This window comes from Streptomyces kebangsaanensis (assembly GCF_001906585.1).
Classification (GTDB): Bacteria; Actinomycetota; Actinomycetes; order Streptomycetales; family Streptomycetaceae; genus Streptomyces; species Streptomyces kebangsaanensis.
The window spans coordinates 365,159-391,596 of the sequence record NZ_JUJA01000167.1 but is presented as its reverse complement, the minus strand read 5'-3'; the positions used below and the strand labels follow the sequence as shown (position 1 = coordinate 391,596).

Below are 26,438 nucleotides of genomic sequence, written 5' to 3'. Positions count from 1 at the left end.
ACGCCCTCTTCGGCCACGTCCACCAGCCGCTGGTCCGGCGGATGCGGATCGGCGCGACCGAGTGCGTGAACGTGGGGCACTTCGCCGGGACCGGCCGGCCCTGGGTGCTCGAGTGGTGAGCGTTCCAGCCGGTCGCACGGATGGGGTGGGAGTCCGGCGCCCGGCCGCGCGGTAGCCTTCACGCTGCACACACGTGCGCACGACACCCGCACCACCGGCCGAGTACGGCCGCACTACCGGCGCGCATCTGGAGGAGCCACGGCGATGGCGGAACACACCAGCTCGAGCATCACGATCGAGGCGGCACCGGCCGACGTCATGGGGGTGATCGCCGACTTCGCCCGCTACCCCGACTGGACCGGCGAGGTGAAGGAGGCCGAGGTCCTCGAGGTCGACGACCAGGGCCGCGCCGAGCAGGTGCGCCTCGTCATGGACGCGGGCGCCATCAAGGACGACCAGACCCTGGCGTACACCTGGACCGGCGACCACGAGGTCTCCTGGACCCTGGTGAAGTCCCAGATGCTGCGCTCCCTGGACGGCTCCTACCTCCTCGAGCCGACCGGCCCGGGGACGACCGAGGTGACCTACCGCCTCACGGTGGACGTCAAGATTCCCATGCTGGGGATGATCAAGCGGAAGGCGGAGAAGGTCATCATCGACCGGGCGCTGGCGGGCCTCAAGAAGCGGGTGGAGTCCTCCGACGAGTAACAGCCCCACGTGAGACCGAGCCGTCCGCCACACCACCCGCCTACCGTTACCGTTCACCCCCATGCGTACCCTCCTGATCACGGGCCCCGGCGGCAGTGGCCGTACCACCGTCTCCGCCGCCACCGCACTGACCGCCGCCCGTGAAGGCGTGGACACCCTCGTCCTCAGCGCCGACCGCACGGACACCCTGGGTGCGGCGCTCGGGGTGCCCACCGGGGCGTCCCCGGTGCCGGTCGCCCCGCACCTCACCGCCTGGCGCCCCGACGCGGCGGCCGACTTCCGGGCGGACCTGACCACCTTCCAGGACCGCGCGCACAACGTCCTGGACCTCCTCGGGGCCTCCCGCCTCGACACCGAGGAGGTCACCCCGCTGCCCGGCGCCGAGGAACTGGCCCTGCTGCGGGCGTTGCGCGACGCGGCCCTGTCGGAGCGGTTCGAGTTGCTGGTCGTCGACCTGCCGCCCGTCCCGCAGGCGCTCGCCCTGCTGGCCCTGCCCGAGGAACTGCGCCGCTATCTGCGCCGTCTCCTTCCCCCCGAGCGGCAGGCGGCCCGCGCCCTGCGCCCGGTCCTCGGGCGGCTCGCGGGGGTGCCCATGCCGGCGGAGTGGCTGTACGAGACGGCCGCCCGGTGGGACGTCGAGCTGGCCGCCGTGGCGGCGGTCGTCGCGGATCCCGGCACGTCGGTGCGCCTGGTCGCCGAGCCGGGTCCGGCCGGTGCGGACGCCGTCCACGGCGCGGCGCTCGGCCTGGCCGTGCGTGGCCTGGCCGTCGAGTCCCTGGTGGCCGGCCGTGTCCTGCCGGAGGCTCCCGCCGACTCGTGGCTGGCGGGGCCGGTCGCGCAGCAGCGCAAGACGCTGGACGAGTGGGAGGAGGCGTACGACGTCCATCGCGCCGCCCACCTGGGGCGGGACCCGCGCGGGCTGGACGATCTCGCCGCGCTGGCCGTGCCCGGCGTCCGTGCGGTGACCGCCCCGGCCCCGGTCGAATGGCCCGTGACCGACCGGCTCGCGGAGGACGGGGTACTGGTGTGGCACATTCCGTTGCCCGGTGCCGTACGGGATGAGCTGGAGCTCATTCGGCGGGGCGACGAACTCGTGCTGGCCGTTGGGGCGTTCCGGCGTATCGTGCCGTTGCCTTCGGCGTTGCGGCGGTGCACGGTGGACGGGGCGGGGCTGCGTGACGGTGAGCTGCGGATCCGCTTCGTACCGGACGCTGCGTTGTGGCCCCGCCGGTGAGGAGGCTTTTCCCGCCCGCCCGTCTTGGTGGGGGGAGGGGTCCCGTCCTCGGGGCTTCGCCCCAGGCCCCGGCGGGGGCTTCGCCCCCTGCGCCCCCGGTTTCCCGCCCGCTCGCCCGTCCTGGTGGGGGGAGGGGTTCCGTTCCCGGGGCTTCGCCCCAGGCCCTTGCGGGGGCTTTGCCCTCTGCGCCCCCGGCCGGGCTTCGTTCCCTGCGCCCCGGGCGGGCTTCGTCGTGAGGTGAACCGTGTATCCCCGTTCGGGTAACGTCGTAAGGACGAACCGTAGTCAGGAGTCCGCCATGAGCGAAGAGCGCGTACCGTCCGACGCCGCTCAGGAGGAGCCCGCCGGCGAGGCGTCGCGGGTCGGTGACGCCGACGCGTGGGCGACGGCGTGTGCCGAGGACCTCGCGGCCGAGAAGGCCCGCCGCCGGGCCCAGTACGGCCCGCCTCCCGGCTCGGCCGCCGAGGAGCTGCGCAAGTTCGTCGACACCGTCGCCGAGAAGCTGTCGTCCATCCAGGCGCCGTTGCTCGGCGCGGTCGCGGGGCCCGCGGCCCAGGAGGTGGTGCGGCAGGTCGTGCAGCAGGCCAAGGCGGCCGTCGAGCCGGTCATGGAGCGCAACCCCGACGTCTTCGACCACCTCGCGGCGGCCGGCGGCGAACTCCTCGCCGCCTACCGCTCCGCCGTCGAGTCCCAGGAGCGCCGCTGGACGGCGTCCCGCACCGGCGACAACCCGAACCCGGAGGGCGAGCTCACCGAGCTGGACGACCGCCTCGGCGACGACCGCGACCGCGGCGAGGGCACCGGCGGCAGCGAGCGCATCGACCTGGACTGACCTCACCCTCGGGTACGGTTGGCCGTAGCGGGGCTCGACCGAAACTGAGGGATTCATGGGACTCACCATCGGCGTCGACATCGGCGGCACGAAGATCGCGGCCGGCGTGGTCGACGAGGAAGGCAACATCCTCTCGACCTTCAAGGTGCCGACCCCCACCACACCCGAGGCCATCGTGGACGCCATCGCCTCGGCGGTGGAGGGCGCACGCGCGGGACACGACATCGTCGGCGTGGGCATCGGTGCGGCCGGGTACGTCAACCGGCAGCGCTCCACGGTCTACTTCGCGCCCAACATCGAGTGGCGCAACGAGCCGCTGAAGGAGAAGGTCGAGGCACGCGTCGGTCTGCCGGTCGTCGTGGAGAACGACGCGAACGCCGCCGCCTGGGGCGAGTACAAGTTCGGCGCCGGCAAGGGCCACCGCAACGTCATCTGCATCACCCTCGGCACCGGTCTCGGCGGCGGCATCATCATCGGCAACAAGCTGCGCCGCGGCCACTTCGGCGTGGCCGCCGAGTTCGGTCACATCAAGATGGTCCCGGACGGGCTGCTGTGCGGCTGCGGTTCGCAGGGCTGCTGGGAGCAGTACGCCTCCGGGCGCGCCCTCGTCCGGTACGCCAAGCAGCGCGCCAACGCCACCCCCGAGAACGCCCAGGTGCTGCTGGACCTCGGCGACGGCACCCCCGCCGGCATCGAGGGCAAGCACGTCTCCATGGCCGCCCGTCAGGGCTGCCCGGTGGCCGTCGACTCCTACCGCGAGCTGGCCCGCTGGGTCGGCGCGGGCCTCGCCGACCTGGCCTCCCTCTTCGACCCGTCCGCCTTCATCGTCGGCGGCGGCCTCTCCGACGAGGGCGAGCTGGTCCTGGAGCCGATCCGCAAGTCGTACAAGCGCTGGCTGGTCGGCGGCAACTGGCGTCCGGTCGCCGAGGTCCTCGCCGCCCAGCTCGGCAACAAGGCCGGCCTGGTGGGCGCGGCCGACCTGGCCCGGGAGCCCGACCCGATCATGTAGTGGCCCCGCGCGCCCGCGCAGCCACCCGTCACAAGCGCCCACCGTCCCCTCCCGCCGGGGCCGGTGGGCGCTGTCGTACCGGGCCGCCGAGCCCGACGCGGCGTATGTTGATCGTCATGCTGCTGCCCAACTCCCGCACCGAGTCGGACGGTACCGCCGTCATCCGCGTCCTGAGCCACAACATCCGGTCGATGCGGGACGACACCGCGGCCCTCGCCCGGGTGATCCGCGCCTGCGCGCCCGATCTCGTCCTCCTCCAGGAGGCGCCGCGCTTCTTCCGCTGGCGCAAGAAGCTGGCGAGGCTGGCGGCGGCCTGCGACCTGGTGGTCCTCACCGGGGGCGCGACGGCCGCGGGCCCGGCGGTCCTCTGCTCGCTGAGGGCCGCCGTGGAGCGCACCGAGGACGTACTGCTGCCGCTCACCCCCGGTCTGCACCGGCGCGGCTTCGCCACGGCGGTCGTCCGGTTCGGGGGTGCCCGGCTCGGCGTGCTCAGCTGTCACCTCTCGCTCGACAAGGACGAGCGGTACGAGCAGGCCGGCATGCTCCTCGACCGGCTGGCCGGGATGGGTGTGGAGCACGCGGTCGCGGGCGGCGACCTCAACGAGCGGCCGGACGGTCCGGCGTTCCGGCGGATCTCCGGCCTGCTCCAGGACGGCTGGGCCATCGCCGCCCGGGGCGCCGAGCACACCTGGACACCCGCCGATCCGTACCAGCGCATCGACGCCGTCTTCGCCACCCGCGGCATCGAGGTCCTCGGCTGCGGGGTGCCGATCGGTCATCCCGGGGTGACGGAGTCGGACCTGAGGGCGGCCTCGGACCACCTTCCGGTACTGGCCGCCCTCAGGGTCCCGGCGACCGTCCCGGCGACCCCACGGGCCGCGAAGCCACGGCCGTAGGGTTCAGACCACCGCCCCGCGGCCCGGGTCGTCGTCCTCGTCGTCCGGGTTCATGCGCGCCACCAGGGTCGCGAAGCCGCCGAGGAAGCCGCCGATGCCGAGTGTGGTGAGCCACCACGTCATGTCCCAGCTGAACATGACGGCCAGCAGGAGCAGGACGGGGCCGCCGATCACCGCGAGCCAGGCGAACTTCGTGGTCGCGTCGGCGGAGGGCAACGGCGGGTCCGGCTGGACGAAGTGGCCCTCGTCCTCCTCGCCGAGGTCGTCGTCGGACGGCTCGGCGAGCGAGTAGTCGCGCGGCCCCGCGCCGGAGAGGCCGACCCCGGGCGCGAAGGAGACCGAACTGCCCAGCGGCCCGGCCGGGGCGGGACCGCCCCCGCCGGTCTCCTTGTCCCCCGTGGCTTCCCTCTCCTCGCCCTCCTCGTCGTCCTCCTTCTTGTCCTTCTTGCTGTCCGCGTCCGCCTCGGCTCTCTCGCCGTTCGCCCCGCTGGTCCCGTTCGTCCCGCTGGTCCCGTTCGTCCCGGGCTCCGGTGGCAGTGCCAGGTCCTCGATCCGCCGATACGGCTTCGCGCCCGGCGGGTCCGGCGGCTCCTCGCCGTACCCGGCGACGATCGCCGCCCAGGCGGCCTCCTCGTCGAAGGGGACCCCGTCCTTGCCGCCGGGGCCGCCGGACCGGCCGGCCCCACCCGGCTCCTCGGCCGGCCGCACAGGCTCGACCGGCTCGACCGGCTCCCGGCCCTCGCGGTTCTCGCGGTCGGAGTCGTGCTCAGCCACCTGCGGCCGTCCCTTCCTTGCCGACACTGGGTGCGAGCCGGCCGATGAAGGCGTAGCTCTCCTCGAAGATCCGGTCCGCGTCATGGTCCAACGTAGCGACGTGGTAGCTGTGTTCCAGCAAGACCTCCGTGACGTCCGTGCTGGAGACGCGGCCGAGGATCCGGGCGGAGTCGGCCGGCGGCACCACATGGTCCTGCGGGCTGCGCAGGAGCAGCAGCGGCTGCGTGACCTGCGGAAGCTCGCCGTCGAGCAGCCGGAAGAAGGTCCTGAGCGAGTGCGCGGCGTGCAGCGGCACCCGGTCGTACCCCAACTCGGCGGCGTCCTCCTTGGCGATGTCGCTCGCGATGCCCTTCGTCGTCCGTACGAGATGGCGGGCCACCGGCAGCGCGTACGCCGACAGGCCGTGCACCTTGATGGCAGGGTTGACCACCACGACCCCGGCGACCGCGTCCCCGTGCCGGGCGGCCAGCCGCAGCGCGAGGGCGCCGCCCATGGACAGGCCGGCCACGAACACCTGCGCGCACCGCTCGCGCAGGAGGCGCAGCGCGCGGTCCACCTCCGCGTACCAGTCCTGCCGGCCGGTGAGCTGCATGTCCTCCCAGCGCGTGCCGTGTCCGGGCAGCAGCGGGAGCGAGACGGTCAGGCCGCGCTCGGCGAGGTACTCCCCCCAGGGACGCAGCGACTGGGGGGAGCCGGTGAAGCCGTGGCAGAGGAGCACGCCGACCTCCCCGCCGTCGTGGCGGTACGGCTCGGCTCCGGGGAGCACCGGCACGTCGCTCTCCTGTGTTCGTCGTTGGCAGGTACTTCACCGTACGCGACCGCACTGACACCGACCAGGGTTGTCGGGCCCTGGGGGCCGCGCTGGGGTTATTGTCTGATCGGCACACACAGGAAGGCACTCGGTTGTTCTACGGCACGATGAAGGTCGCCATCGGGGGGCCGCTGAAGCTCGCCTTCAGGCCCTGGGTGGAGGGGCTGGAGAACATCCCGGCCGAGGGCCCCGCCATTCTGGCGAGCAATCACCTGTCCTTTTCGGACTCCTTCTTCCTTCCCGCGGTGCTCGACCGCAAGGTCACCTTCATCGCGAAGGCCGAGTACTTCACCACGCCCGGTGTGAAGGGCCGGCTGACCGCCGCCTTCTTCAAGGGGGTCGGCCAGCTCCCCGTGGACCGCTCCGGGACCCGCGGCGCGGGCGAGGCGGCGGTGAAGAGCGGGATAGAGGTGGTGGAGCGCGGCGAGCTGTTCGGCATCTACCCGGAGGGCACCCGCTCGCCCGACGGCCGCCTCTACCGCGGCAAGCCGGGCGGCCTGGCCCGCGTCGCGCTGGCCACCGGGGCGCCCGTCATCCCCGTCGCCATGATCGACACGGAGAAGATCCAGCCGCCCGGGAAGGTCGTCCCCAAGCTGATGCGCCCCGGCATCCGCATCGGCAAGCCGCTGGACTTCAGCCGCTACCAGGGCATGGAACACGACCGGTTCGTGCTGCGCGCGGTGACGGACGAGGTCATGTACGAGATCATGAAGCTCTCCGGGCAGGAGTACGTCGACATCTACGCCACCGTCGCCAAGCGGCAGATCGCGGAGGCCGCGAAGGCCGAGAAGGAGGCCGAGAAGGCCGAGAAGGAGGCCGAGAAGGCGGCGGAGAAGGCCGAGAAGGAGGCCAGGGCCGCGCTGGAGCGTGCCGAGAAGGAACAGGCCGAGAAGGAGAATCAGGCGGAGTAGGGCGGACCGCCAGGGGGGGGACATGCCGAAGCGCGAGCGGGTCATGAGGATGTCGGTGGAGCAGCCGATGTGGCGCGCGCTCGCCGGATACCGGGTGCTGACCATGTTCTACGCGGTCGGCCTGTTCGCCACCGGCTACGGCCGGTTCCCGCGCCCCGGCGTCGCCATCGCCTTCTACTGCGTCCTGTTCGTGTGGACCCTGGCCACCCTGCCCAAGGTCGCGAACGCCGCGAGCTGCACCAGGCCCTTCCTGGCCGCCGACCTCACCCTGGCGCTGACCGGCATCCTGCTCACGCCCGTCGCCGACGCCCCCGCCAGCATCGCGGAGGGCGGTCCGACGCTGCCGTCGATCTGGACCGCGGGTTCCGTCCTCGCCTTCGCCGTCAAGGGCGGCTGGCGCTGGGCCGCCCTCGCCTCCACCGCCGTCGCCGCCGCCAACCTGGTCGAGCGCGGCGCCCCCACCCGCGACACCGTGCACAACGTGATCCTGGTCTGGGTCGCCTCCATCGCCATCGGCTACGTCGTCGAGGTCGCCCGCGCCTCCGAGCGCACCCTCGCCCGCGCCCTGGAGATCGAGGCGGCCACCCGCGAACGGGAGCGCCTGGCCCGGGACATCCACGACGGCGTGCTGCAGGTGCTGGCCATGGTGCAGCGGCGCGGCGCGGTCATCGGCGGCGAGGCGGCGGAGCTGGGCCGGCTGGCGGGGGAGCAGGAGGTGGCGCTGCGCACCCTGGTCTCCGGCGGGCTGGTCCCGGTGCCCCGGGTGCCCGAGGACGCGGGCGGGGGAGCGGCCCTCCGGGGCACCGGCGACCGCGCGGACGACCGCCACGGCGAGCACGACGACGAGGACCACGACGGGCCCGTCGACCTGCGCGCGCTGCTCGCCCCCTACGCCGGCTCCCGGGTCGGCCTCGCCGAACCGGGCGCTCCGGTGCCGCTGCCGCCCGCCGTCGCCCGCGAGGTGGCCGGGGCCGTCGGGGCCGCGCTGGACAACGTCCGCGAGCACGCGGGCGAGGGCGCGCGGGCCTGGATCCTGGTCGAGGACGAGCCGGAGTCGGTGACCGTGACCGTGCGGGACGACGGTCCCGGCATCCCTCCGGGACGGCTCGCCCGGGCCGAGAGCGAGGGACGGCTCGGCGTGGCCCTGTCGATCAAGGGCCGACTGCGCGACATCGGCGGCACCGCCGAGCTGGTCTCGGTGCCGGGCCAGGGCACGGAGGTCGAACTCAACGTACCGAAGAACGCGATGATGAACGCACCGAAGAGGACGACGAGCACGCGGGGGAAGACCACGCGGGGGAAGGCGGAGAGACGATGAGCGCGGAGCAGGGCCCGATCAAGGTGATGGTGGTCGACGACCACCCGATGTGGCGCGACGCCGTCGCCCGCGACCTGGCCGAGTCCGGCTTCGAGGTGGTCGCCACCGCGGGCGACGGCGAGCAGGCGGTGCGCCGTGCCAAGGCGGCCGCGCCCGACGTGCTCGTCCTCGACCTGAACCTGCCCAGGAAACCCGGCGTCCGGGTCTGCAAGGAACTCGTCGCCGCCGACCCGGCGTTGCGGGTGCTGGTGCTGTCCGCGAGCGGCGAGCACGCCGATGTGCTGGAGGCGGTGAAGTCGGGCGCGACGGGCTATCTGCTGAAGTCGGCCTCCACCGAGGAGCTGCTGGACGCGGTGCGCCGTACGGCCGTCGGCGACCCGGTGTTCACTCCCGGCCTGGCCGGCCTGGTCCTCGGCGAGTACCGCCGGCTGGCCGCCGAGCCCGCGCCCGCGGTGGACGCCGACGCCCCGAAGGCGCCCCGGCTCACCGCCCGCGAGACCGAGGTGCTGCGCCTGGTCGCCAAGGGGCTGAGCTACAAGCAGGTCGCCGAGCGTCTGGTGATCTCCCACCGCACGGTGCAGAACCACGTGCAGAACACCCTGGGCAAGCTGCAGTTGCACAACCGGGTGGAGCTGGTGCGGTACGCGATCGAGCGCGGACTCGACGGCGAGTGAAGCCGCTTCGTCCGGCGCTGCCGTCCTTTCGGGTGATTTCCCCCGTGTCGGCCGTTGATCAACTACCGGACATTTCACTGGAATTGACCTTCCCGGGCATGCCGGAGTGACGTGCGTCACCACTAGCGTGAACTTCACCAGGCAACCGCGGTGAAGGGACATTTCCATGCGGGTCGGAGTACTGACCGGAGGCGGCGACTGCCCCGGGCTCAACGCCGTCATCCGGGGCGTCGTCCGCAAGGGCGTGCAGGAGTACGGCTACGACTTCGTCGGCTTCCGGGACGGCTGGCGGGGGCCGCTGGAGAACGACACCGTCCGTCTCGACATCCCCGCGGTGCGCGGCATCCTGCCCCGCGGCGGCACCATCCTCGGCTCCTCGCGGACCAACCCCCTCAAGCAGGAGGACGGCATCCGGCGGATCAAGGAGAACCTCGCCAAACTGGAGGTCGAGGCACTCGTCGCGATCGGCGGCGAGGACACCCTCGGGGTGGCCGCACGGCTCAGCGACGAGTACGGCGTGCCCTGCGTCGGCGTGCCCAAGACCATCGACAACGACCTGTCGGCCACCGACTACACCTTCGGCTTCGACACCGCCGTGGGCATCGCCACCGAGGCGATCGACCGGCTGCACACCACCGCCGAGTCCCACATGCGGGTCCTGGTCTGCGAGGTGATGGGCCGGCACGCCGGCTGGATCGCCCTGCACTCCGGTCTGGCCGGCGGCGCGAACGTCATCCTCATCCCCGAGCAGCGCTTCGACCTCGACCAGGTGTGCGCCTGGATCACCTCCCGCTTCAAGGCGTCCTACGCCCCGATCGTCGTCGTCGCCGAGGGGGCCGTGCCCAAGGACGGCGACATGGTGCTGAAGGACTCCTCGCGGGACTCCTTCGGGCACGTCCGCCTCTCCGGCGTCGGCGAGTGGCTGGCCAAGGAGATCGAGAGGCGCACCGGCAAGGAGGCCCGGACCACCGTTCTCGGGCACATCCAGCGCGGTGGCACCCCGAGCGCCTTCGACCGCTGGCTCGCCACCCGTTTCGGGCTGCACGCCGTCGACTGCGTCCGCGACGGCGACTTCGGCAAGATGGTCGCCCTGCGCGGCACCGACATCGTCCGCGTCCCGATCGGCGAGGCCACGGCGAAACTGAAGACGGTGGACCCGAAGCTGTACGAGGAGATCGGGGTCTTCTTCGGCTGACCGCGAGCCGTCGGGAGCCGAGGGGCCGGCCCCGCTCGAGGTGGCCCCGCTCCTCCCGCGACGGACCGGCAACCCGTGGGGGTGGGCCGTCTCCTCGGCCCACCCCCAGCAGAACGGGGCGCCGTGGAAATCCCGGCCTTCGGAGTGCGGGCCGGCCCAGGCGTACATACCCGCACGCCGCATCGAGGGCGTCGCCGGCCGGGTCGGCGGCGCCCTCGGTGCGCGACGTCCCGGACCGCAGGGCGGGCCACCGCTCGGAGAACGTGTTGGTGCCGCGCGGCTGAAGCGCCGTCCCCGCGGGAGCGGGGAGCGATGCGTCGTGACGACGACGGCGCCCGGGCGTCGGTCACGGCCGTCGCAGCAGCGGCGCGGCCAGCAGCCCGGAAATGATCTCCTGGCCGTTCAGCGTCAGCACGGACTCGGGATGGAACTGCACCGACGCGAACCCCGCCGCGCGCAACGCGTGCACCTCGCCGGCCGCGCTCCGGCTGACCTCCACGCCGTGTGCGGCGAGCTCCGCGTGGGCCTCGTCGTCGCAGGCCGCCACGAAGCTGTTGTAGAAGCCGACGGTCTCGGCGCGGCCGAACAGGTCGACCGTGGTCTGCGCGCCCTGGTACGGCACCTCCTTGCGGACGATCTCCAGGCCCAGCTCGGCCGCGATCAGCTCGTGCCCGAGGCAGACGCCGAGCACGCCGTGCCGGTGTTCCCTGATCACCTCGGCGGTCAGGGCCCGCAGCAGGCGCATCTTCGGGTCGGTCGGGTCGGAGGGGTTGCCGGGGCCGGGGCCGAGGACGACCGGCCCCCCGTGCGCGAGGACCGCCTCGCGCAGCCCGTCCTCGTCGTAGCGGCGGACGGTCACCTCCAGCCCCGAGGACCGCAGCACGTGGGCGAGCATCGCGGTGAAGGTGTCCTCGCAGTCCACCACCAGGGCGTGCCCTCCGAGGGCGTCCGGCCTCTCCTGCATCCGCAGCCAGAACGGCGCCAGCGAGGCCCGGCGCCCGTCCAGCGCCGCCCGCACCCGCGGATCGTCGGCGAGCCGGGGCCGCGCCCGCTCCGTACGCGGCCGGCCGGGCCGTACGCCCAGCGCCGCCAGCACGCCCGCCGCCTTCGCGTGGGTCTCGGCGACCTCGCCCGCCGGGTCCGAGCCGCGGACGAGGGTGGCGCCGACGGACACGCGCAGCCGCCCGGAGGCGTCGATGTCGGCGGTGCGGATCAGGATGGGGGAGTCGAGGGTCTGGGCGCCGCCGGAGTCGCGGCCGAGCAGGGCCAGCGCGCCGGCGTAGTAGCCGCGCCCGCCGGTCTCGTGCCGTTCGATGACCCGGCAGGCGTTCTGCACGGGCGAGCCGGTGACGGTGGCGGCGAACATGGTCTCCCTGAGCACCTCCCGCACGTCCAGGGACGACCGTCCGCGCAGCTCGTACTCGGTGTGCGCGAGGTGCGCCATCTCCTTCAGCCGCGGCCCCACGACGACTCCGCCCATGTCGCCGACGGTGCACATCATCTTGAGCTCCTCGTCGACGACCATCGACAGCTCCTCGATCTCCTTGCCGTCGGCGAGGAAGTCCAGCAGGTGCCCGGGCGTCGGCCCCTCGGCCGGGTAGCGGTACGTCCCGCTGATCGGGTTCATCACGACGGTCCCGCCGGACATCCGCACATGCACCTCGGGACTGGCCCCCACCAGCGTCCGGTCCCCGGTGTGCACGACGAACGTCCAGTACGCGCCCCGCTCGCCCTCCAGCAGCCGCCGGAACAGCGCCAGCGCGTCGGCCCGCCCGAACCCCGGCATCCGGCCCTCGTACGTCCGCCGGATCACGAAGTTCGCGCCCTCGCCCGCGCCGATCTCCTCGCGCAGCACACGCCCGACGATCCGCGCGTACTCCTCGTCGCCCACGTCGAAGCCGCCGCCCTCCACGCGCACCTCGTGCGCGGGCAACTGCTCCAGCGCCTCGGCGAGCGGGAGGGCGTACGTCTCCTCGGGCGTCAGCACCAGCAGCGGTGTGCCGTCGTCGCGCACGTCGAAGCCACGCTCCCGGATCTGCCGGAACGGGACCAGCGCGAGGCCCTCGTCGGGCAGCTCGGCCAGACGGTCCCGGGGGGTCACCGGGCCGAGCAGCACCTCGACCAGGTCGTGGTCGTGCCCCGGGGTGCGGCGGCGGAGCAGGGCGAAGGGGCGGGAATCGTGCAGCAGCCGTACCAGATCCATGGGTCGGTTCCTCTTCCGTCGATGTTTCCGTCGATGTCGGTGAGGAACGGCCCGAGCGCCCGAAACGCCGAAGACCGCCCCTCGGGCGGCCTTCGCGAAGTGTGGGATGCGCGCAGTCGGCGGGCCGCCTAGGAAGCGGTCCACCACCAGTTGTGGTTCAGGTGCGCGCGCATGGACATGCCCGCACCCTACCGCACGCGTGAGGTCGCCCGGACGCACCACACGGCGGTTTCCGGGCCGGGCGGCCGGTGGAAGGTCGCACCTGCTGTGCCCGACCGAGGAGTACGTCATGTCCGTACCGCGTTTCCCACGATCGTCACGCCCGGCACGGCGGGCGCTTGCCGCGCTGGCCGTCTGCGCGGCCCTCGGAGCCGGTTCGGCCGGTTCGCCGGCCGCCGCCCGTACGGCGTCCGGCGACGTCACCAGGACGGTGGCGTACCGCGGTCACACGTTCACCGTTCCGGCCGACTGGCAGGTCGTCGACCTCGGGAAGGACCCGACGGCCTGCGTCCGCTTCGACCGGCATGCCGTCTACCTCGGCGACCCCGGGGAGCGGCAGGACTGCCCCGCCCGGGCCACCGGGCGCACCGAGGCCCTGTGGGTGCAGCCCGCGGCGGCGACCAGGGCCTCCGTCACCGAGGACCGCACGTCCCGCGTCTTCCGGGCGACGGCCACCAGCGAGGGCATCGCGGTCACGGCGCCGTACGGCGAGGACCGCGCGACGATCCAGCGGGTGCTGGACAGCGCCGGGCTGCCGGTGGCCGCCGCCCGCGCCGGGCAGCCGGGTGAGGCGCCCTCCGCCCTCACCGTGCCCGCCGGCGCGACCGCGTACCGGGGCCGGGGCTTCGACACCTGCACCGCCCCGAGCCGGACGGCCATGAACGCCTGGAAGTCCGGCTCGCCCTACCGGGCCGTGGGCATCTACATCGGCGGCGTCAACCGCGCCTGCGCCCAGGCCGGGCTGACCTCCGAGTGGGTGCGGACCCAGTACGCGAACGGATGGCGTTTCTTCCCGCTCTACGTCGGCCCGCAGCCCACCTCCGGCGCGGGCAGCTGCCGGAACCGCTGCGTGTCCATCACCGACCCGGTGCCGCAGGGCAGGGCCGCCGCCGAGGACGCGGTCGCCCAGGCCGCCGCGCTCGGTCTGGACAGGGGCTCGGTGCTCTACAACGACCTGGAGCAGTACACGCGGGGCGGCGCCCTCACCCCGCGCGTCCTCGGCTACCTGGGGGCCTGGACCGAGCGGCTGCACGAACTGGGCTACCGCTCCGGCGCGTACGGCGGCGTCTCCTCCCTGGTCCCCGACCTGGTCGACAACGCCGGGAAGGCCACCCTCCCCGACGTGATCCACTTCGCGCACTGGAACGGCGAGGCCGCCACCGACCACCCGAGCCTGCCCGCCACGATGTGGGCGGACCAGCAGCGCATCCACCAGTACGCGGGCGACAGGACCGAGACGTACGGCGGAGTGACCATCAACATCGACCGCGACCAGCTGGACGTCGGCACCGGCACCTGACCACCGTCCGGCTCGCCCCGCCCGCCTCACCCCGTCTGTCTCACACCATCTGTCTCATTTGATGAGCGGAAGAGCCGGTCCGGGAGGCAACCCCGTAGGGTTGAGAACGTGACCGTGAACGCTAAGACCAGCGCGAGCGCTGGCAACACCTGGCGAAACCTGCCCGCGGCGCAGCAGCCCGAGTACCCCGACCCCGAGGCTCTGCGCGCAGTGATCGCGGACCTCGAGTCGTATCCGCCGCTCGTCTTCGCGGGCGAGTGCGACCAGCTGCGCGCCCGGATGGCGGCCGTCGCCAGGGGAGAGGCGTTCCTCCTCCAGGGCGGCGACTGCGCCGAGGCGTTCGACGCGGTGTCCGCCGACCACATCCGCAACAAGCTCAAGACCCTGCTCCAGATGGGCGCCGTGCTCACGTACGCCGCCTCGGTGCCGGTGGTGAAGGTCGGCCGGATCGCCGGCCAGTACTCCAAGCCGCGCTCCAAGCCGACCGAGACCCGCGACGGGGTCACGCTCCCGACCTACCGGGGCGACTCCGTCAACGGCTTCGAGTTCACCGAGGCCGCCCGCGTCCCGGACCCGGAGCGGCTGAAGCGGATGTACCACGCCTCCGCCTCCACGCTGAACCTGGTGCGCGCCTTCACCACCGGCGGCTACGCCGACCTGCGCCAGGTGCACGCCTGGAACCAGGACTTCGTGAAGTCCTCCCCGTCCGGCCAGCGCTACGAGCAGCTCGCCCGGGAGATCGACAACGCGCTCAACTTCATGCGGGCCTGCGGCACGGACCCGGAGGAGTTCAAGACGGTCGAGTTCTTCTCCTCGCACGAGGCGCTGCTGCTCGACTACGAGTCGGCGCTCACCCGCGTCGACTCCCGCACCGGGCGGCTGTACGACGTCTCGGCGCACATGGTGTGGATCGGCGAGCGCACCCGGCAGCTGGACCACGCGCACATCGAGTTCGCCTCGAGGATCCGCAACCCGATCGGCGTCAAGCTCGGCCCGACCACGACGGCCGAGGAGGCGCTGCGGTACATCGAGCGCCTCGACCCCGAGCGGGAGCCGGGCCGGCTGACGTTCATCGTCCGCATGGGCGCCGACAAGATCCGCGACCGGCTCCCGGAGCTGGTGGAGAAGGTCACGGCCTCGGGCGCGACCGTGGCCTGGGTGACCGACCCGATGCACGGCAACACCTTCGAGGCGGCCTCCGGCCACAAGACCCGCCGCTTCGACGACGTGCTCGACGAGGTCAAGGGCTTCTTCGAGGTGCACAAGGAGCTGGGCACCCACCCCGGTGGCATCCACGTGGAGCTGACGGGTGACGACGTCACCGAGTGCGTGGGCGGCGGCGACGAGATCTTCGTCGACGACCTGCACCAGCGCTACGAGACGGCCTGCGACCCGCGGCTGAACCGCAGCCAGTCGCTGGACCTGGCGTTCCTGGTCGCGGAGATGTACCGGGACCAGTGAGGCGGCCGCCCCTTCGGGGCGTGCGGGGAGGGGCGCGGATCACCTACGATCCGCGCCCCTCCCGCCTTTTGCGCCTCCCGCACGGGGAGTGGGGTCGGGCTCGCCCCACCGGGCTTGTCCAGCGCATCCAGGGGCAGGCCGCGCCGCATGGTGGCACCGGTGCGCACCGCCGTCCAATAGGTGCTGAATTGGTGCAATTTGCCCTGATCGGCCCAGGGCTGGTCATGTGCACCCTTCTCCGTCTGTCAGGATGGAGTCATGGGTCAGCCGGTGGAACGCGCGTCCGGGAACGCGTCTGGAGCAGTGCCGTCGGGAGCGGCACAGCCGGAACTTCCGCCGGGGCAGCGACTGCAGCGGGGCTGGCCGGTCACGCACTACGGACCGGTGCCCAAGTTCCGGCCCGAACGCTGGGACTTCCGGGTCTTCGGCGCCACCGCCGACGGCGGCAAGCACACCTGGACCCACGAGGAGTTCACGGCCCTGCCCTACACCACCGTGGTGGCCGACCTGCACTGCGTCACGCGGTACAGCATGCTCGGCGCCGAGTGGGGCGGCATCCCGGCCCGCACGATCCTGGACCTCGTCCCGCCCGCCCCGGACGTCACCCATGTGATGGCGTGGGCGGAGTACGGCTACAGCGCCAATCTGCGCCTGTCCGACTTCACCTCCGAGCACACCCTCTTCGCCACCCACAAGGACGGCGAACTGCTCACCGCCGAGCACGGCTTCCCGCTCCGCCTGGTCGTTCCCCACCTGTACGGCTGGAAGGGCCCCAAGTGGGTCCGCGGCGTGGAGTACATGACCACCGACCGCCGCGGCTTCTGGGAGGAGCGCGGCTACCACAACCTCGGCGACCCGTGGAAGGAGCAGCGGTACTCCTACCAGGAGGAGCCGGGGGACGGGCCGGAGCTGTGACGCCGGGACCGCTCAGCCGTCCCTGAGCCTCTTCAGACGGGCCACGTCCGCCGCGTGGCCCTCCTTGCCGCCCGGGGTCTCGATGACCAGGGGTACGCCCTCGGTGGCGGGGTGGGTCATCAGGGCGCGGAAGGGGTCCTCGCCGATGTGACCGGCGCCGATGTTCTCGTGCCGGTCCTTGTGCGCGCCGGCCACGTCCTTGGAGTCGTTGGCGTGGATCAGCCTCAGCCGTCCCTCGCCGACCGTCTCCACCAGCTGGTCCAGCGTCTGGTGCATGCCGTCCGGGCCGGTCAGGTCGTGCCCGGCGGCGAAGATGTGGCAGGTGTCCAGGCACACGCCCAGCTTCGGATGGGCGTCCAGCGCCTCGAAGTACGGCCCGAAGTCCCAGGTGCGGGAGCACAGGGAGGCGCCCTGGCCCGCGGTCGACTCGAGGAGCAGGTACGGGTCGTCGTCGTGGGTGAGCTCGTCGAGCAGCGGCAGCAGGTGCTCCCGTACCTGCTTCAGCGCCACCGACCGGTGCCGGCCGCCGGTCGCGCTCCCGGTGTGCACGACGACGCCCCGTGCGCCGATCTCCCGTCCGCGCCGCAGCGAGTGCCGCAGCGACTGGACCGACCGCTCCACGGTCGCCTCGGTGTGCGAGCCGAAGTTGATCAGATAGGGCGCGTGGACGTACGCCGGGATCGACTCCTCGGCGCAGGCCGCGCGGAACTCCTCGTCCTGCCGCGGACTGCCGGCGGGCGTGGCCCAGCCGCGCGGGTTGGCGACGAAGACCTGCACGGTCTCGGCCCGCAGCTCACGGGCGTAGGACAGGCCCACGGAGTGCAGCCCGCCGGCGACGGGCACATGGCTGCCGACGGGGTTGCGGGCGGGACCGGGGAGGACACGGGACTGCTGGCTGCTCACCCGCTCAGGGTGCCATGAGCCCGGCGGCACCCGGCCGCCGGGCGTTCCCCACCGCCCCGGACGCGTCCTGTCTCACCGGATGGTGATCGTGATCGTCGATCCCTTCGGTGCCCGGTCGCCGCCCTTCACGGACTGCCTCCTGACGGTGTCGCCGAACAGTCCGAACAGGCCCCGGTCCTCCTCGACCTTGAAGCCGGCCTTCTCCAGCCTGTTCCTGGCGTCGCCCACGCTGCTGCCGGTCACATCCGGCACCTCGACCATCTCCGGGCCCTTGGACAGCGTCAGCGTGACCGTGTCGCCCTCGGCGGCCCGGCTGCCGGCCGCCGGGGTCTGCCGGGCGACCTGCCCCTTGTCGAACTCGGAGTGGACCTGCTCGGAGGCGATCCGCACCTTCAGGCCGGCGTCCTCCAGGTCGGACTTCGCCCGGTCCAGGTCCTCGCCGGCCACGTCCGGCACGTCCACCGGGCGGCCCTTGCTGACGGTGAGCGCGATCGCCGAGCCGGTGCGCCGCTCGGTGCCCGCCGCGGGGTCGGTGCCGATCACCGAGCCTCTGGCCACGCTCTCGCTGAACTCCCGGGTCACCATGCCCGGCTCCAGCCCCTCCTTCTTCAGCAGGGCCCGCGCCTCGCTCAGCGAGCGGCCCCCGAGATCGGGCACCTTCACGGTCTCCGGCCCGTCGGAGAGGGTGAGCGTCACCGAGTCGTGGCTGCGGATCCGGGTGCCCGCCCCGGGGTCCGTGCTGATCACCGTGCCGCGCTCGACCGTGTCGCTGTAGGCGTGCTTGACCTCCTTGACCCCGAGACCGGCCTCCTCCAGCCGCTCCCTCGCCTGCGCCTCGGTCTTCGCCAGCAGCGGCGGGACCTTCGTGAACTGGCCCGAGTTGATGTACCAGACGCCTCCGCCGAGTCCGAGGACCAGCAGGACGGCGGCGACGAGCGTGAGCAGGCCCCGCCGGGGCCGGCCCGGGCGCCGCGGACCGGGCGCCGGCGGAGGCGGGGGCGGGGGCGTCTCGAAGCGGGCGGTGCGGTCGAGACCGGCCCCGGCCGGCCCCCCGTCCGCGCCGCCGTCCGCGTGGACGTCCTCGCCGACGGGCAGCGGGCGCGGCACCGTGAGCGCGCGCGGGATCACGCTCGTACGGTCCTCCGCGTTGTCGTGCTCCGCGGCGAGGGCCTGCGGCGGCACCGCGTCCAGTTGCTCCTCGCTGAGCCCCGCACGCGCCTCGCGCACGCGCGCGAGCAGCGCGACCGCGTCCTGCGGCCGGACGTCCGGGGTGCGCGCGGTGGCCTCCGCCACCAGCTCGTCCAGCTCGTACGGCAGCCCCGGAACGGCGGCCGACGGGGCCGGCACGTCCTCGTGGAGGTGCTGGTAGAGGATCTGGGCGGGGGACTCCCCCTGGTGCGGCTTGCCGCCGGTCAGCATCTCGTACAGCACGACCCCGCACGCGTACACGTCGACCCGGGGACCGGCCGTGCCGCGCTCGATCTGCTCCGGCGCGAGGTAGGAAAGGGTGCCGAGGACGGCTCCGGTGGTGTTCGTCACCGCGTCCACCGAGCGCACCAGCCCGAAGTCGGCGACCTTGACCCGGCCGTCGTCCCCTATCAGGACGTTCTCCGGCTTCATGTCCCGGTGCACGAACCCGGCGCGGTGCGCGGCGCCCAGCGCGGCGAGCACCGGCTCCAGGATGTCCAGCGCGGCCCGCGGCTGCAGCGCTCCGCGCTCGCGCAGCACGTCGCGCAGGGTGCAGCCGGCGATGTACTCCATCGCGAGGTACACGTACGACCCGTCGGTGCCCTGGTCGAAGACCTGCACCACGTTCGGGTGGGCGAGCCGGGCGACCGACTTGGCCTCCCGGATGAACCGGTCGACGAACGAGCCGTCGACCGCGAGCGTCGGGTGCATCACCTTGAGCGCGAGGACCCGGTCCAGACGGGTGTCCAGGGCCCGGTAGACCGTGGCCATCCCGCCGGCGGCGATCCGCGCGTCGACGCGATAACGGCCGTCGAGCACCTGCCCGACAAGGGGGTCCTGAAGGGTCGTATCCACGCAGGTGAGTCTACGAGCAGCCAAGGACACCCTGCGGCCACTGGGACCGACCTGTGACGGTCCGGCCGGTCCGCGGGCAGTCGTGCCGCCCGCTGCGCGCTCCCCGGCGCACCCCGGGGCCCTAGAAAGCGGGCCGCTCCGGATCCAGCCGCGCCAGCCCCTCCGCGGGAGAAGACGCCTCCGCGAGGTACCGCCGGGGAATCCGCCCCGCCAGCCGCGCCAGCCGTCCCGCCTCCACCGCGTGCCTCATGGCCTCGGCCATCACCACCGGCTCCCGCGCCCGCGTCACCGCCGACGCGAGCATCACCCCCGCACACCCCAGCTCCATGGCCAGCGCCACGTCCGAGGCCGTCCCCGCCCCCGCGTCCAGGATCACCGGTACGCGCGCGTGCTCCACGATCAGCTGGAAGTTGTGCGGGTTCCGGATCCCGAGCCCCGACCCGATCGGCGACCCCAGCGGCATGATCGCCGCGCAGCCGACGTCCTCCAGCCTCCGCGCGAGCACCGGGTCGTCGTTCGTGTACGGCAGCACCGTGAACCCGTCGTCGACCAGCATCTCCGCCGCGTCCAGCAGCTCGATCGGGTCCGGCAGCAGCGTGCGCTCGTCGGCGATGACCTCCAGCTTGACCAGATCGGTGCCCAGCGCCTCGCGCGCGAGCCGTGCGGTCAGCACCGCCTCACCGGCGGTGAAGCAGCCCGCGGTGTTGGGCAGCACCCGGATGCCCAGCCTCTTCAGCACCGACAGCACGGACCCGTGCACGGACGGGTCCACCCGCCGCATCGCGACGGTGGTCAGCTCCGTGCCGGAGGCGACGAGCGCCCGCTCCAGCACCTCCAGACCGGCCGCGCCCCCCGTGCCCATGATCAGCCGGGAGGTGAGGGACGTCCCACCGAGCACCAGGGGGTCGTCGGCCATGGCTCAGCCTCCCTGGACGGCGGTCAGCACTTCGACGCGGTCGCCCTCGGCGAGGGCCGTGGACGGCCACTGCGCGCGCGGGACGACGGTCTCGTTGAGGGCGGCGGCCACCCCGGTGGGCGCCGGGGTCAGGGTCTGCACGACGGTGTCGAGAGCCGTGCCGGGCGCGACCCGGCGGGGTTCACCGTTGACGGAGATGTTCATGCGGGCTGCTCCGTGAGCGTGGCGGCGCGAAAGCGCCTCGGGGTGAAGGGGCGGGCCTCGTCCGGAAGCTCGCCGGTGGTCAGGACGTGCGCCATGGCGTCACCGGTGACCGGTGTGAGCAGTACGCCGTTGCGGTAGTGGCCGGTGGCCAGCAGCAGCCCGTCGAGTTCGGTCGGGCCGAGCAGGGGCGCGTTGTCGGGGGAGCCGGGACGCAGTCCCGCGCGGGTCTCCGTCAGCGGCAGCTCGGTGATCCCGGGCACCAGCTCGTGCGCGTCGCGCAGCAGCTGGTACACGCCGCCCGCCGTCACCGTGGTGTCCCAGCCCAGTTCCTCGCTGGTGGCCCCGACGACCAGCTCCCCGCTGAGCCGCGGCACCAGGTAGACGTGGCTGCCGCGCACCACGGCTCGCACGGTACGGCTCAGGAACGGCGCGTACCGCTCGGGCACCGTCAGCCGCAGCACCTGCCCCTTGACCGGCCGCACCGGCGGCAGCACGTCGTCCGGGACACCCGCGAACCGCCCGCTGCGGCTGCCCGCGGCGAGGACCACCCGGTCCGCGCCGAGCGCGGTGCCGTCGCCCAGTACGCAGCCGGTGGCCCGGTCACGCACCACGGTGAGCCGTTCGGCCCAGGCGCGGTGGAAGACCACGCCCGTCCGTTCGCAGGCCGCGACCAGGGCGTGGGCGAGCCGTCGTGGATCGATCTGGTGGTCGCCGTCCGCCCGGAGCCCGCCGCGCACGCCCGGCGCGAGCATCGGCTCCAGACGCCGGCAGTCCCGCCCGGACAGCCACTCCGACTCCAGGCCCGACCGGCGCTGCAGCGCGTGCAGGTCGCGCAGGTGGGCGCGGTCGTCGGCGTCCAGTGCGACGGCGAGCGTGCCGCAGCGGCGGTAGCCGAGGTCGTGGCCGGTCAGCTCGGTCAGCTCGGCCGCGAAGTCCGGGTAGCGGCGGGCCGAGGCCAGGTTGAGTCCGAGCAGGGTCTGCTCGCCGTAGTGGAGTTCGGTGACGGCGGCCAGCATCCCGGCCGCCACCTGCGCGGCCCCGCCGCCCGGCTCGGGGTCCACCACGGCGGTGGCCAGCCCGCGCTGCGCCGCACGCCAGGCGGTCACCAGCCCGATGATCCCGCCCCCGACGACCAGGACGTCCGGTACACGTGGCAACGACATGGGCGTCCAGCCCCTCCCTTCGCCGGCATGACCCGGATCAGGTTCGTACGGTCGGAGGCCGCCAGCCTCCCTCTCAGCCCGGTGCGTCCGGGCTCCCGCGAGTCCTTGTACGGTGGCCACCCTAGCCCGCAGACCATGATCTTGTAAGGGAGCCTCTCCCCATGCCCCGCTCGCTGGACGGCCGCGTCCTCGCTCCCGTCGCCGACCAGGCCCCCGGGCAGGTGGGCACCCGCACCCGCTTCGTCTACCACGAGCGGGAGGGGCGGATCTGGGCCGAGTACGAGGGCGGGGACGTCGTGCACGGCCGTCTGGTGGGTACCCGGGAGGGCGACCGCCTCGACTTCCGGTACGTGCAGCTCAGGCAGGACGGGACGACCTCGTCGGGGCACTGCGTGTCGACGGTGGTCGAACTGCCCGACGGACGGGTGCGGTTGGAGGAGGCCTGGCAGTGGGAGTCGCAGCCGGGCAGCGGGACGAGCGTGGTGGAAGAGCTCGTGGAACACGCTGTGGAGCAGGTCACCCCGCACGCCCCCTGACTGACGGTAAGTCAGTTGACTATGGTGATCAGGTGAGCGACCAGACGCAGGAAAAGGGCACGTCACAGCCGCGGCGCGTGGTCGTCGTGGGCGCGGGCATGGCCGGTGTGCAGACCGCGGTCGCCCTGCGCGAGCAGGGCTTCACCGGCACCGTGACACTGATCGGCGCCGAACCCCACCAGCCCTACGACCGGCCGCCGCTGTCCAAGGCCGTGCTGCTCGGCAAGGCCGAGGGCTCCGCCTTCGACATCGACTTCGAGTCGCTCGGCCTCGAACTGCGGCTCGGCTGCGAGGCGCTGGCCGTGCGGTCCGAGGCGCACGTGCTGGACACCTCCGCCGGGCCGGTGCCGTACGACGTGCTCGTCCTGGCCACCGGCGCGGAACCGGTCCGGCTGCCGGGCGCCGAGGGCGTCCCCGGCGTGCATCTGCTGCGCACCCTGGACGACGCCGAACGGCTGCGGCCGGTGCTCGCCGAGCAGCACGACATCGTGGTCGTCGGCGCCGGCTGGATCGGCGCCGAGTTCGCCACCGCGGCGCGCGAGGCCGGCTGCGCCGTGACGGTCGTGGAGGCCGCGGACCGGCCGCTCGCGGGGGCGCTGCCCGCGGAGGTGGCCGCGCCGATGGCCGCCTGGTACGCCGACAGCGGCACCGTGCTGCGTACACGCGCGCGCGTGGAGCGCGTCGAGCCCGGCGCTGTGGTGCTCGACGACGGCTCGCGGCTGCCGGCGGGCGCCGTGGTGGTCGGCATCGGCGCGCGGCCGGCCACGGGCTGGCTGGCCGGCTCCGGCATCGAGCTGGGCGAGCACGGCGACGTCCTGGCCGACGACCGTCTGCGCACCTCGGTGCCGGACGTGTACGCGGTCGGCGACTGCGCCTCCTTCCCCTCGGGGAGGTACGGGGAGCGCCTGCTGATCCACCACTGGGACAACGCGCTGCAGGGCCCGCGCACGGTCGCGGCCAACGTCATCGGCCTGACGCCCGAGGTCTACGACCCGGTGCCGTACTTCTGGTCCGAGCAGTTCGGCCGCTTCGTGCAGTACGCGGGCCACCACACGTCCGCCGACACCACCCTCTGGCGCGGTGACCCCTCCGGGCCGGCGTGGACGGTCTGCTGGCTGCGCGGGGGCCGGCTCGTCGCCCTGCTGGCGGTCGGCCGACCGCGGGATCTGGCACAGGGCCGACGGCTGATCGAGTCCGGGACTCCCATGGATCCGGACCTGCTGGCGGACCCGGCGCGGCCGTTGAAGGCGGCCACGGCGTGAGGCGCGAGGCCACCGGCGGACGGGCCTGACTTCCTAGTGTCAGTGGCAGATGGCAGGCTTGATTCCGTGACCGAGATTGACGCAAAGATCGATGCTCTCGTCCCTGCCTGGCTCACCCTCCCCGACATCGCCGAAAAGCTCGGCGTCGAGGTGACGCGCGTGCGGCAGCTGGTCAAGGAGGGCCAGCTCATCGCCGTGCGCCGCGGTGAGAACCGCGCGCTGCACGTCCCCGCCGCCTTCATCGACGGCGACAAGGTCGTCAAGGGCCTGTCCGGCACCTTGACGCTCCTGAGGGACGACGGCTTCACGGTCGAAGAGATGATCGAGTGGCTGTTCACCCCCGACCCGACCCTCCCCGGCACCCCCGCCCAGGCCCTGAGCGAGAACCGCGGCACCGAGGTGAAGCGCCGCGCCCAGGCCCTGGCGGTCTGACCCGCACACCCGCAGCGGCGTGGGCGGCCCCTCCGCCCTTCCGGGGGCGACCGATGCGCCACACCGGCCACCCACGCCGCGTACCCGAAGCGACGAGTCCCAGGGGGGATCCACCATGTCCGACACCGACACCGACACCGACACTGCCGCCGTCGCCGGCGCCCGGGAGCGGCTCGCCGGTGCGCGGCTCTATCTGTGCACCGACGCCCGCCGCCGGCAGGGTGACCTCGCCGCGTTCCTGGACGCCGTGCTCGCGGGGGGCGTCGACGTGGTGCAGTTGCGGGACAAGGGGATGGAGGCGGGGGAGGAGCTGGAGCACCTGGAGGTGTTCGCCGAGGCCTGTGCCCGGCACGGGAAGCTGCTCGCGGTCAACGACCGGGCGGACGTCGCCCACGCCACCGGCTCCGACGTGCTGCATCTGGGGCAGGGGGACCTCCCCGTCCCCGCGGCCCGCGCGATCCTCGGTGACGGCGTCCTGATCGGGCGGTCCACGCACACCGAGTCCGAGGCCGCCGCGGCCGCCGTGCAGGACGGCGTGGACTACTTCTGCACGGGTCCCTGCTGGCCCACCCCCACCAAGCCCGGCCGGCCCGCCCCCGGCCTCGACCTGGTCCGGTACGCCGCCTCCCTGCGCACCGACCGGCCCTGGTTCGCCATCGGCGGCATCGACCTCGGCAACCTGGACCAGGTCCTTCGGGCCGGCGCCCGCCGTGTCGTCGTGGTCCGGGCCGTCACCGAGGCCGACGATCCCGGCGCGGCGGCGGCCGAGTTCGCCGGGCGGCTGCGGCAGGCGGCGGGGCAGGACGCGGAGTAGGGCTCCGGGCAGGGCCCGCGCACAGTACGCGCACAGCACGTCGGTGTCCCACTCAGTGGACACCTCGCGAGATCCGACCCGGTCATTTCGGGCCCCGCTGTCCGAAGGGTGGACGGCGGTCCGGCAAACCGGGCAAATCCCCCGCCTCCGGTTGGGGGACCGCCGCCCCCTGGCTAACCTGCGGGTATGGCCTTCGGAACCGCATCCACCAGGACTGATCGCGCACGCACCGTGCGCGACATCCTCGCCGCCGGCAAGCCGACGTATTCGTTCGAGTTCTCGGCGCCGAAGACCCCCCGGGGCGAGCGGAACCTGTGGAACGCGCTGCGCAGGGTCGAGGCGGTCGCGCCGGACTTCGTCTCCGTGACCTACGGCGCGGGCGGCTCCACGCGCGCGGGCACGGTCAAGGAGACCGAGCAGATCGTCGCCGACACCACCCTCACCCCGGTCGCGCACCTCACCGCCGTCAACCACTCCGTCGCCGAACTGCGCAACATCATCGGCCAGTACGCCGACGCCGGCATCCGCAACATGCTCGCCGTGCGCGGCGACCCGCCCGGCGATCCGATGGGCGAGTGGGTCCCGCACCCGCGCGGGCTGACGTACGCGGCCGAACTCGTCCGGCTCATCAAGGAGTCGGGCGACTTCTGCGTCGGCGTCGCGGCCTTCCCCGAGATGCACCCGCGCTCGGCCGACTGGGACACCGACGTCCGGCACTTCGTCGACAAGTGCCGCGCGGGCGCCGACTACGCCATCACGCAGATGTTCTTCCAGCCGGAGTCGTACCTCCGCCTGCGCGACCGCGTCGCCGCGGCCGGTTGTGAGACCCCGGTCATCCCCGAGGTCATGCCGGTCACTAGTGTGAGGATGCTCGAGCGGCTGCCGCAGCTCAGCAACGCCGTCATCCCGGACGGTCTGAAAGAGCGGATCCTCGCGGCGAAGGACGATCCGGCGGCGGTACGCTCCATGGGGATCGAATTCGCCACGGAGTTCTGCGCGCGGCTGCAGGCCGAGGGAGTGCCCGGACTGCACTTCATCACGCTCAACAACTCCACGGCGACGCTGGAAATCTACGAGAACCTGGGTCTGCAGCGACCGCCGCAGACCTAGACCGGCCGCATCCGCGTGCGACACACTGCGGAACGGCCACTGGGAGAGGGGCGTACATGGGCTGGACGGTCCTCTACATCGCGTTCGGCATCGTCGCGCTGTGGCTGCTCGGCGAGGTGCTGCTGCAGTACAAGGCGCGTCTGCGCTGGCGGCTGCTCGCCTTCGGAGGCTTTCTCGGGGTCGTGCTCGGTGTACTGATCCCGTCCGTCGTCGTGATCGGTCTGGGCGCGGCCGCGTTCGCGGTCGGCCAGACCTACGTCACGCTGTCCTTCCGCCGCGGCTTCGCGGCCGGCTGGGCGGTCAACCGCCCCGGCGCCGACGGCGTCCAGCCACTGCGCCGCCGCGGCAGGGACGAGCACCAGGACCCGGTGCTGAAGGTCTCCGACCTCGAAGCGGCCGGGGGAGAACACGGCGGCCACGGCGCCCACGGCGACACCGGCACCATGCCGGCCCTGCACGGCCACGACAGCCTGTCGTACGGGCACGACGACCTCGACCGCGACGACGTCTTCACCCCCACCCGCCCCACCGAACCCACGCCCGCCGAGGCCACCGCGGTGTACGAGCCGCAGCCGTTGCCCGACGACACCGGCTC

At 73.1% G+C, this 26,438-nt stretch carries 25 protein-coding genes, 2 pseudogenes and 1 riboswitch; of the genes and pseudogenes, 19 read left to right on the top strand and 8 right to left on the bottom strand.

Annotated features, from left to right (window positions below; genetic code table 11):
- The 6 genes and pseudogenes from RH94_RS45815 to RH94_RS36540 all read left to right on the top strand — a co-directional run.
- Positions 1–119, top strand: a pseudogene (locus RH94_RS45815) (metallophosphoesterase); the annotation flags it as partial.
- 145 nt (positions 120–264) lie between these two features.
- On the top strand, positions 265–708 hold the full coding sequence (locus RH94_RS36560; RefSeq protein WP_073952580.1) for an SRPBCC family protein: 444 nt from the start codon (positions 265–267) through the stop codon (positions 706–708).
- Positions 709–769: 61 nt separating this feature from the next.
- Positions 770–1,942: an ArsA family ATPase gene (locus tag RH94_RS36555; RefSeq protein ID WP_073952579.1), complete on the top strand. Its 1,173-nt coding sequence runs from the start codon at positions 770–772 to the stop codon at positions 1,940–1,942.
- A gap of 298 nt (positions 1,943–2,240) precedes the next feature.
- Positions 2,241–2,774, top strand: coding sequence for a DUF5304 domain-containing protein (locus tag RH94_RS36550; protein WP_073952578.1), 534 nt, complete (start codon positions 2,241–2,243; stop codon positions 2,772–2,774).
- Between the two features lie 55 nt (positions 2,775–2,829).
- Entirely contained in the window at positions 2,830–3,783 is a 954-nt protein-coding gene (locus RH94_RS36545; RefSeq protein WP_073952577.1) for an ROK family glucokinase, read from the top strand.
- Positions 3,784–3,887: 104 nt separating this feature from the next.
- Positions 3,888–4,679 (top strand): endonuclease/exonuclease/phosphatase family protein, encoded by a 792-nt coding sequence (locus RH94_RS36540; RefSeq protein ID WP_073952576.1) that lies wholly within the window; start codon positions 3,888–3,890, stop codon positions 4,677–4,679.
- Between the two features lie 3 nt (positions 4,680–4,682).
- Here RH94_RS36540 and RH94_RS36535 read toward each other — a convergent pair whose 3' ends face one another.
- Together RH94_RS36535 and RH94_RS36530 are read right to left on the bottom strand one after the other, a co-directional pair.
- Complete coding sequence (locus RH94_RS36535; protein ID WP_073952575.1) at positions 4,683–5,453, bottom strand: hypothetical protein; 771 nt, start codon at positions 5,451–5,453, stop codon at positions 4,683–4,685.
- Positions 5,446–6,225 carry an alpha/beta hydrolase gene (locus RH94_RS36530; protein WP_073952574.1) on the bottom strand — a complete coding sequence of 260 codons (780 nt, stop codon included), beginning with the start codon at positions 6,223–6,225 and terminating at the stop codon, positions 5,446–5,448. The genes RH94_RS36535 and RH94_RS36530 overlap by 8 nt, the downstream gene beginning before the upstream one ends.
- A 146-nt stretch (positions 6,226–6,371) precedes the next feature.
- Between RH94_RS36530 and RH94_RS36525 the strand changes: the two genes are divergently transcribed.
- The 4 genes from RH94_RS36525 to RH94_RS36510 all read left to right on the top strand — a co-directional run bounded on the left by RH94_RS36525 (position 6,372) and on the right by RH94_RS36510 (position 10,362).
- Positions 6,372–7,175, top strand: coding sequence for a lysophospholipid acyltransferase family protein (locus RH94_RS36525; RefSeq protein WP_073952649.1), 804 nt, complete (start codon positions 6,372–6,374; stop codon positions 7,173–7,175).
- A 22-nt stretch (positions 7,176–7,197) separates the two neighbouring features.
- Positions 7,198–8,493 carry a MacS family sensor histidine kinase gene (gene macS / locus RH94_RS36520; protein WP_073952573.1) on the top strand — a complete coding sequence of 432 codons (1,296 nt, stop codon included), beginning with the start codon at positions 7,198–7,200 and terminating at the stop codon, positions 8,491–8,493.
- A complete protein-coding gene (locus tag RH94_RS36515; RefSeq protein WP_073952572.1) occupies positions 8,490–9,167 on the top strand; it encodes a response regulator in 678 nt (225 codons plus the stop codon). Before macS ends, RH94_RS36515 begins: the two co-directional genes overlap by 4 nt.
- A gap of 166 nt (positions 9,168–9,333) precedes the next feature.
- Positions 9,334–10,362, top strand: coding sequence for a 6-phosphofructokinase (locus tag RH94_RS36510; protein ID WP_073952571.1), 1,029 nt, complete (start codon positions 9,334–9,336; stop codon positions 10,360–10,362).
- 346 nt (positions 10,363–10,708) lie between these two features.
- Here RH94_RS36510 and RH94_RS36505 read toward each other — a convergent pair whose 3' ends face one another.
- Complete coding sequence (locus RH94_RS36505; protein ID WP_073952570.1) at positions 10,709–12,565, bottom strand: anthranilate synthase family protein; 1,857 nt, start codon at positions 12,563–12,565, stop codon at positions 10,709–10,711.
- Between the two features lie 289 nt (positions 12,566–12,854).
- On the opposite strand from RH94_RS36505, the gene RH94_RS36500 reads away from it, so the two are divergent.
- From RH94_RS36500 to RH94_RS36490, 3 genes are all read left to right on the top strand, one after another.
- Positions 12,855–14,084: a glycoside hydrolase domain-containing protein gene (locus RH94_RS36500; RefSeq protein ID WP_073952569.1), complete on the top strand. Its 1,230-nt coding sequence runs from the start codon at positions 12,855–12,857 to the stop codon at positions 14,082–14,084.
- A gap of 108 nt (positions 14,085–14,192) precedes the next feature.
- The gene (locus tag RH94_RS36495) at positions 14,193–15,545 is read left to right on the top strand and encodes a class II 3-deoxy-7-phosphoheptulonate synthase (protein WP_073952568.1); all 1,353 of its coding nucleotides are present in this window, start codon (positions 14,193–14,195) and stop codon (positions 15,543–15,545) included.
- A gap of 258 nt (positions 15,546–15,803) precedes the next feature.
- Complete coding sequence (locus tag RH94_RS36490; protein ID WP_073952567.1) at positions 15,804–16,460, top strand: sulfite oxidase-like oxidoreductase; 657 nt, start codon at positions 15,804–15,806, stop codon at positions 16,458–16,460.
- A 12-nt stretch (positions 16,461–16,472) separates the two neighbouring features.
- Here RH94_RS36490 and RH94_RS36485 read toward each other — a convergent pair whose 3' ends face one another.
- The 5 genes from RH94_RS36485 to thiO form a co-directional block, all read right to left on the bottom strand.
- On the bottom strand, positions 16,473–17,363 hold the full coding sequence (locus tag RH94_RS36485) for a deoxyribonuclease IV (RefSeq protein ID WP_073952566.1): 891 nt from the start codon (positions 17,361–17,363) through the stop codon (positions 16,473–16,475).
- Between the two features lie 72 nt (positions 17,364–17,435).
- Positions 17,436–19,406, bottom strand: a complete 1,971-nt coding sequence (gene pknB, locus RH94_RS36480; RefSeq protein ID WP_073952565.1) for a Stk1 family PASTA domain-containing Ser/Thr kinase — start codon at positions 19,404–19,406, stop codon at positions 17,436–17,438.
- Positions 19,407–19,527: 121 nt separating this feature from the next.
- Positions 19,528–20,322, bottom strand: a complete 795-nt coding sequence (locus RH94_RS36475) for a thiazole synthase (RefSeq protein WP_073952564.1) — start codon at positions 20,320–20,322, stop codon at positions 19,528–19,530.
- A 3-nt stretch (positions 20,323–20,325) separates the two neighbouring features.
- Positions 20,326–20,526 (bottom strand): sulfur carrier protein ThiS, encoded by a 201-nt coding sequence (thiS, locus tag RH94_RS36470; protein WP_073952563.1) that lies wholly within the window; start codon positions 20,524–20,526, stop codon positions 20,326–20,328.
- Positions 20,523–21,689: a glycine oxidase ThiO gene (gene thiO / locus RH94_RS36465; RefSeq protein ID WP_073952562.1), complete on the bottom strand. Its 1,167-nt coding sequence runs from the start codon at positions 21,687–21,689 to the stop codon at positions 20,523–20,525. Before thiO ends, thiS begins: the two co-directional genes overlap by 4 nt.
- A riboswitch (TPP riboswitch) is annotated at positions 21,687–21,798 on the bottom strand. (Overlaps the previous gene by 3 nt.)
- A 52-nt stretch (positions 21,799–21,850) precedes the next feature.
- Here thiO and RH94_RS36460 point away from each other — a divergent pair.
- The 6 genes and pseudogenes from RH94_RS36460 to RH94_RS45805 form a co-directional block, all read left to right on the top strand.
- Positions 21,851–22,225: a hypothetical protein gene (locus RH94_RS36460; RefSeq protein WP_073952561.1), complete on the top strand. Its 375-nt coding sequence runs from the start codon at positions 21,851–21,853 to the stop codon at positions 22,223–22,225.
- 32 nt (positions 22,226–22,257) lie between these two features.
- Positions 22,258–23,487 (top strand): NAD(P)/FAD-dependent oxidoreductase, encoded by a 1,230-nt coding sequence (locus RH94_RS36455; RefSeq protein ID WP_073952560.1) that lies wholly within the window; start codon positions 22,258–22,260, stop codon positions 23,485–23,487.
- 66 nt (positions 23,488–23,553) lie between these two features.
- On the top strand, positions 23,554–23,919 hold the full coding sequence (locus tag RH94_RS36450) for an Rv2175c family DNA-binding protein (protein ID WP_073952559.1): 366 nt from the start codon (positions 23,554–23,556) through the stop codon (positions 23,917–23,919).
- 115 nt (positions 23,920–24,034) lie between these two features.
- Complete coding sequence (gene thiE / locus RH94_RS36445) at positions 24,035–24,733, top strand: thiamine phosphate synthase (RefSeq protein WP_073952558.1); 699 nt, start codon at positions 24,035–24,037, stop codon at positions 24,731–24,733.
- A gap of 186 nt (positions 24,734–24,919) precedes the next feature.
- The gene (metF, locus tag RH94_RS36440; RefSeq protein WP_073952557.1) at positions 24,920–25,843 is read left to right on the top strand and encodes a methylenetetrahydrofolate reductase [NAD(P)H]; all 924 of its coding nucleotides are present in this window, start codon (positions 24,920–24,922) and stop codon (positions 25,841–25,843) included.
- A gap of 56 nt (positions 25,844–25,899) precedes the next feature.
- Positions 25,900–26,438 (top strand): annotated as a pseudogene (locus RH94_RS45805) (hypothetical protein); the annotation flags it as partial.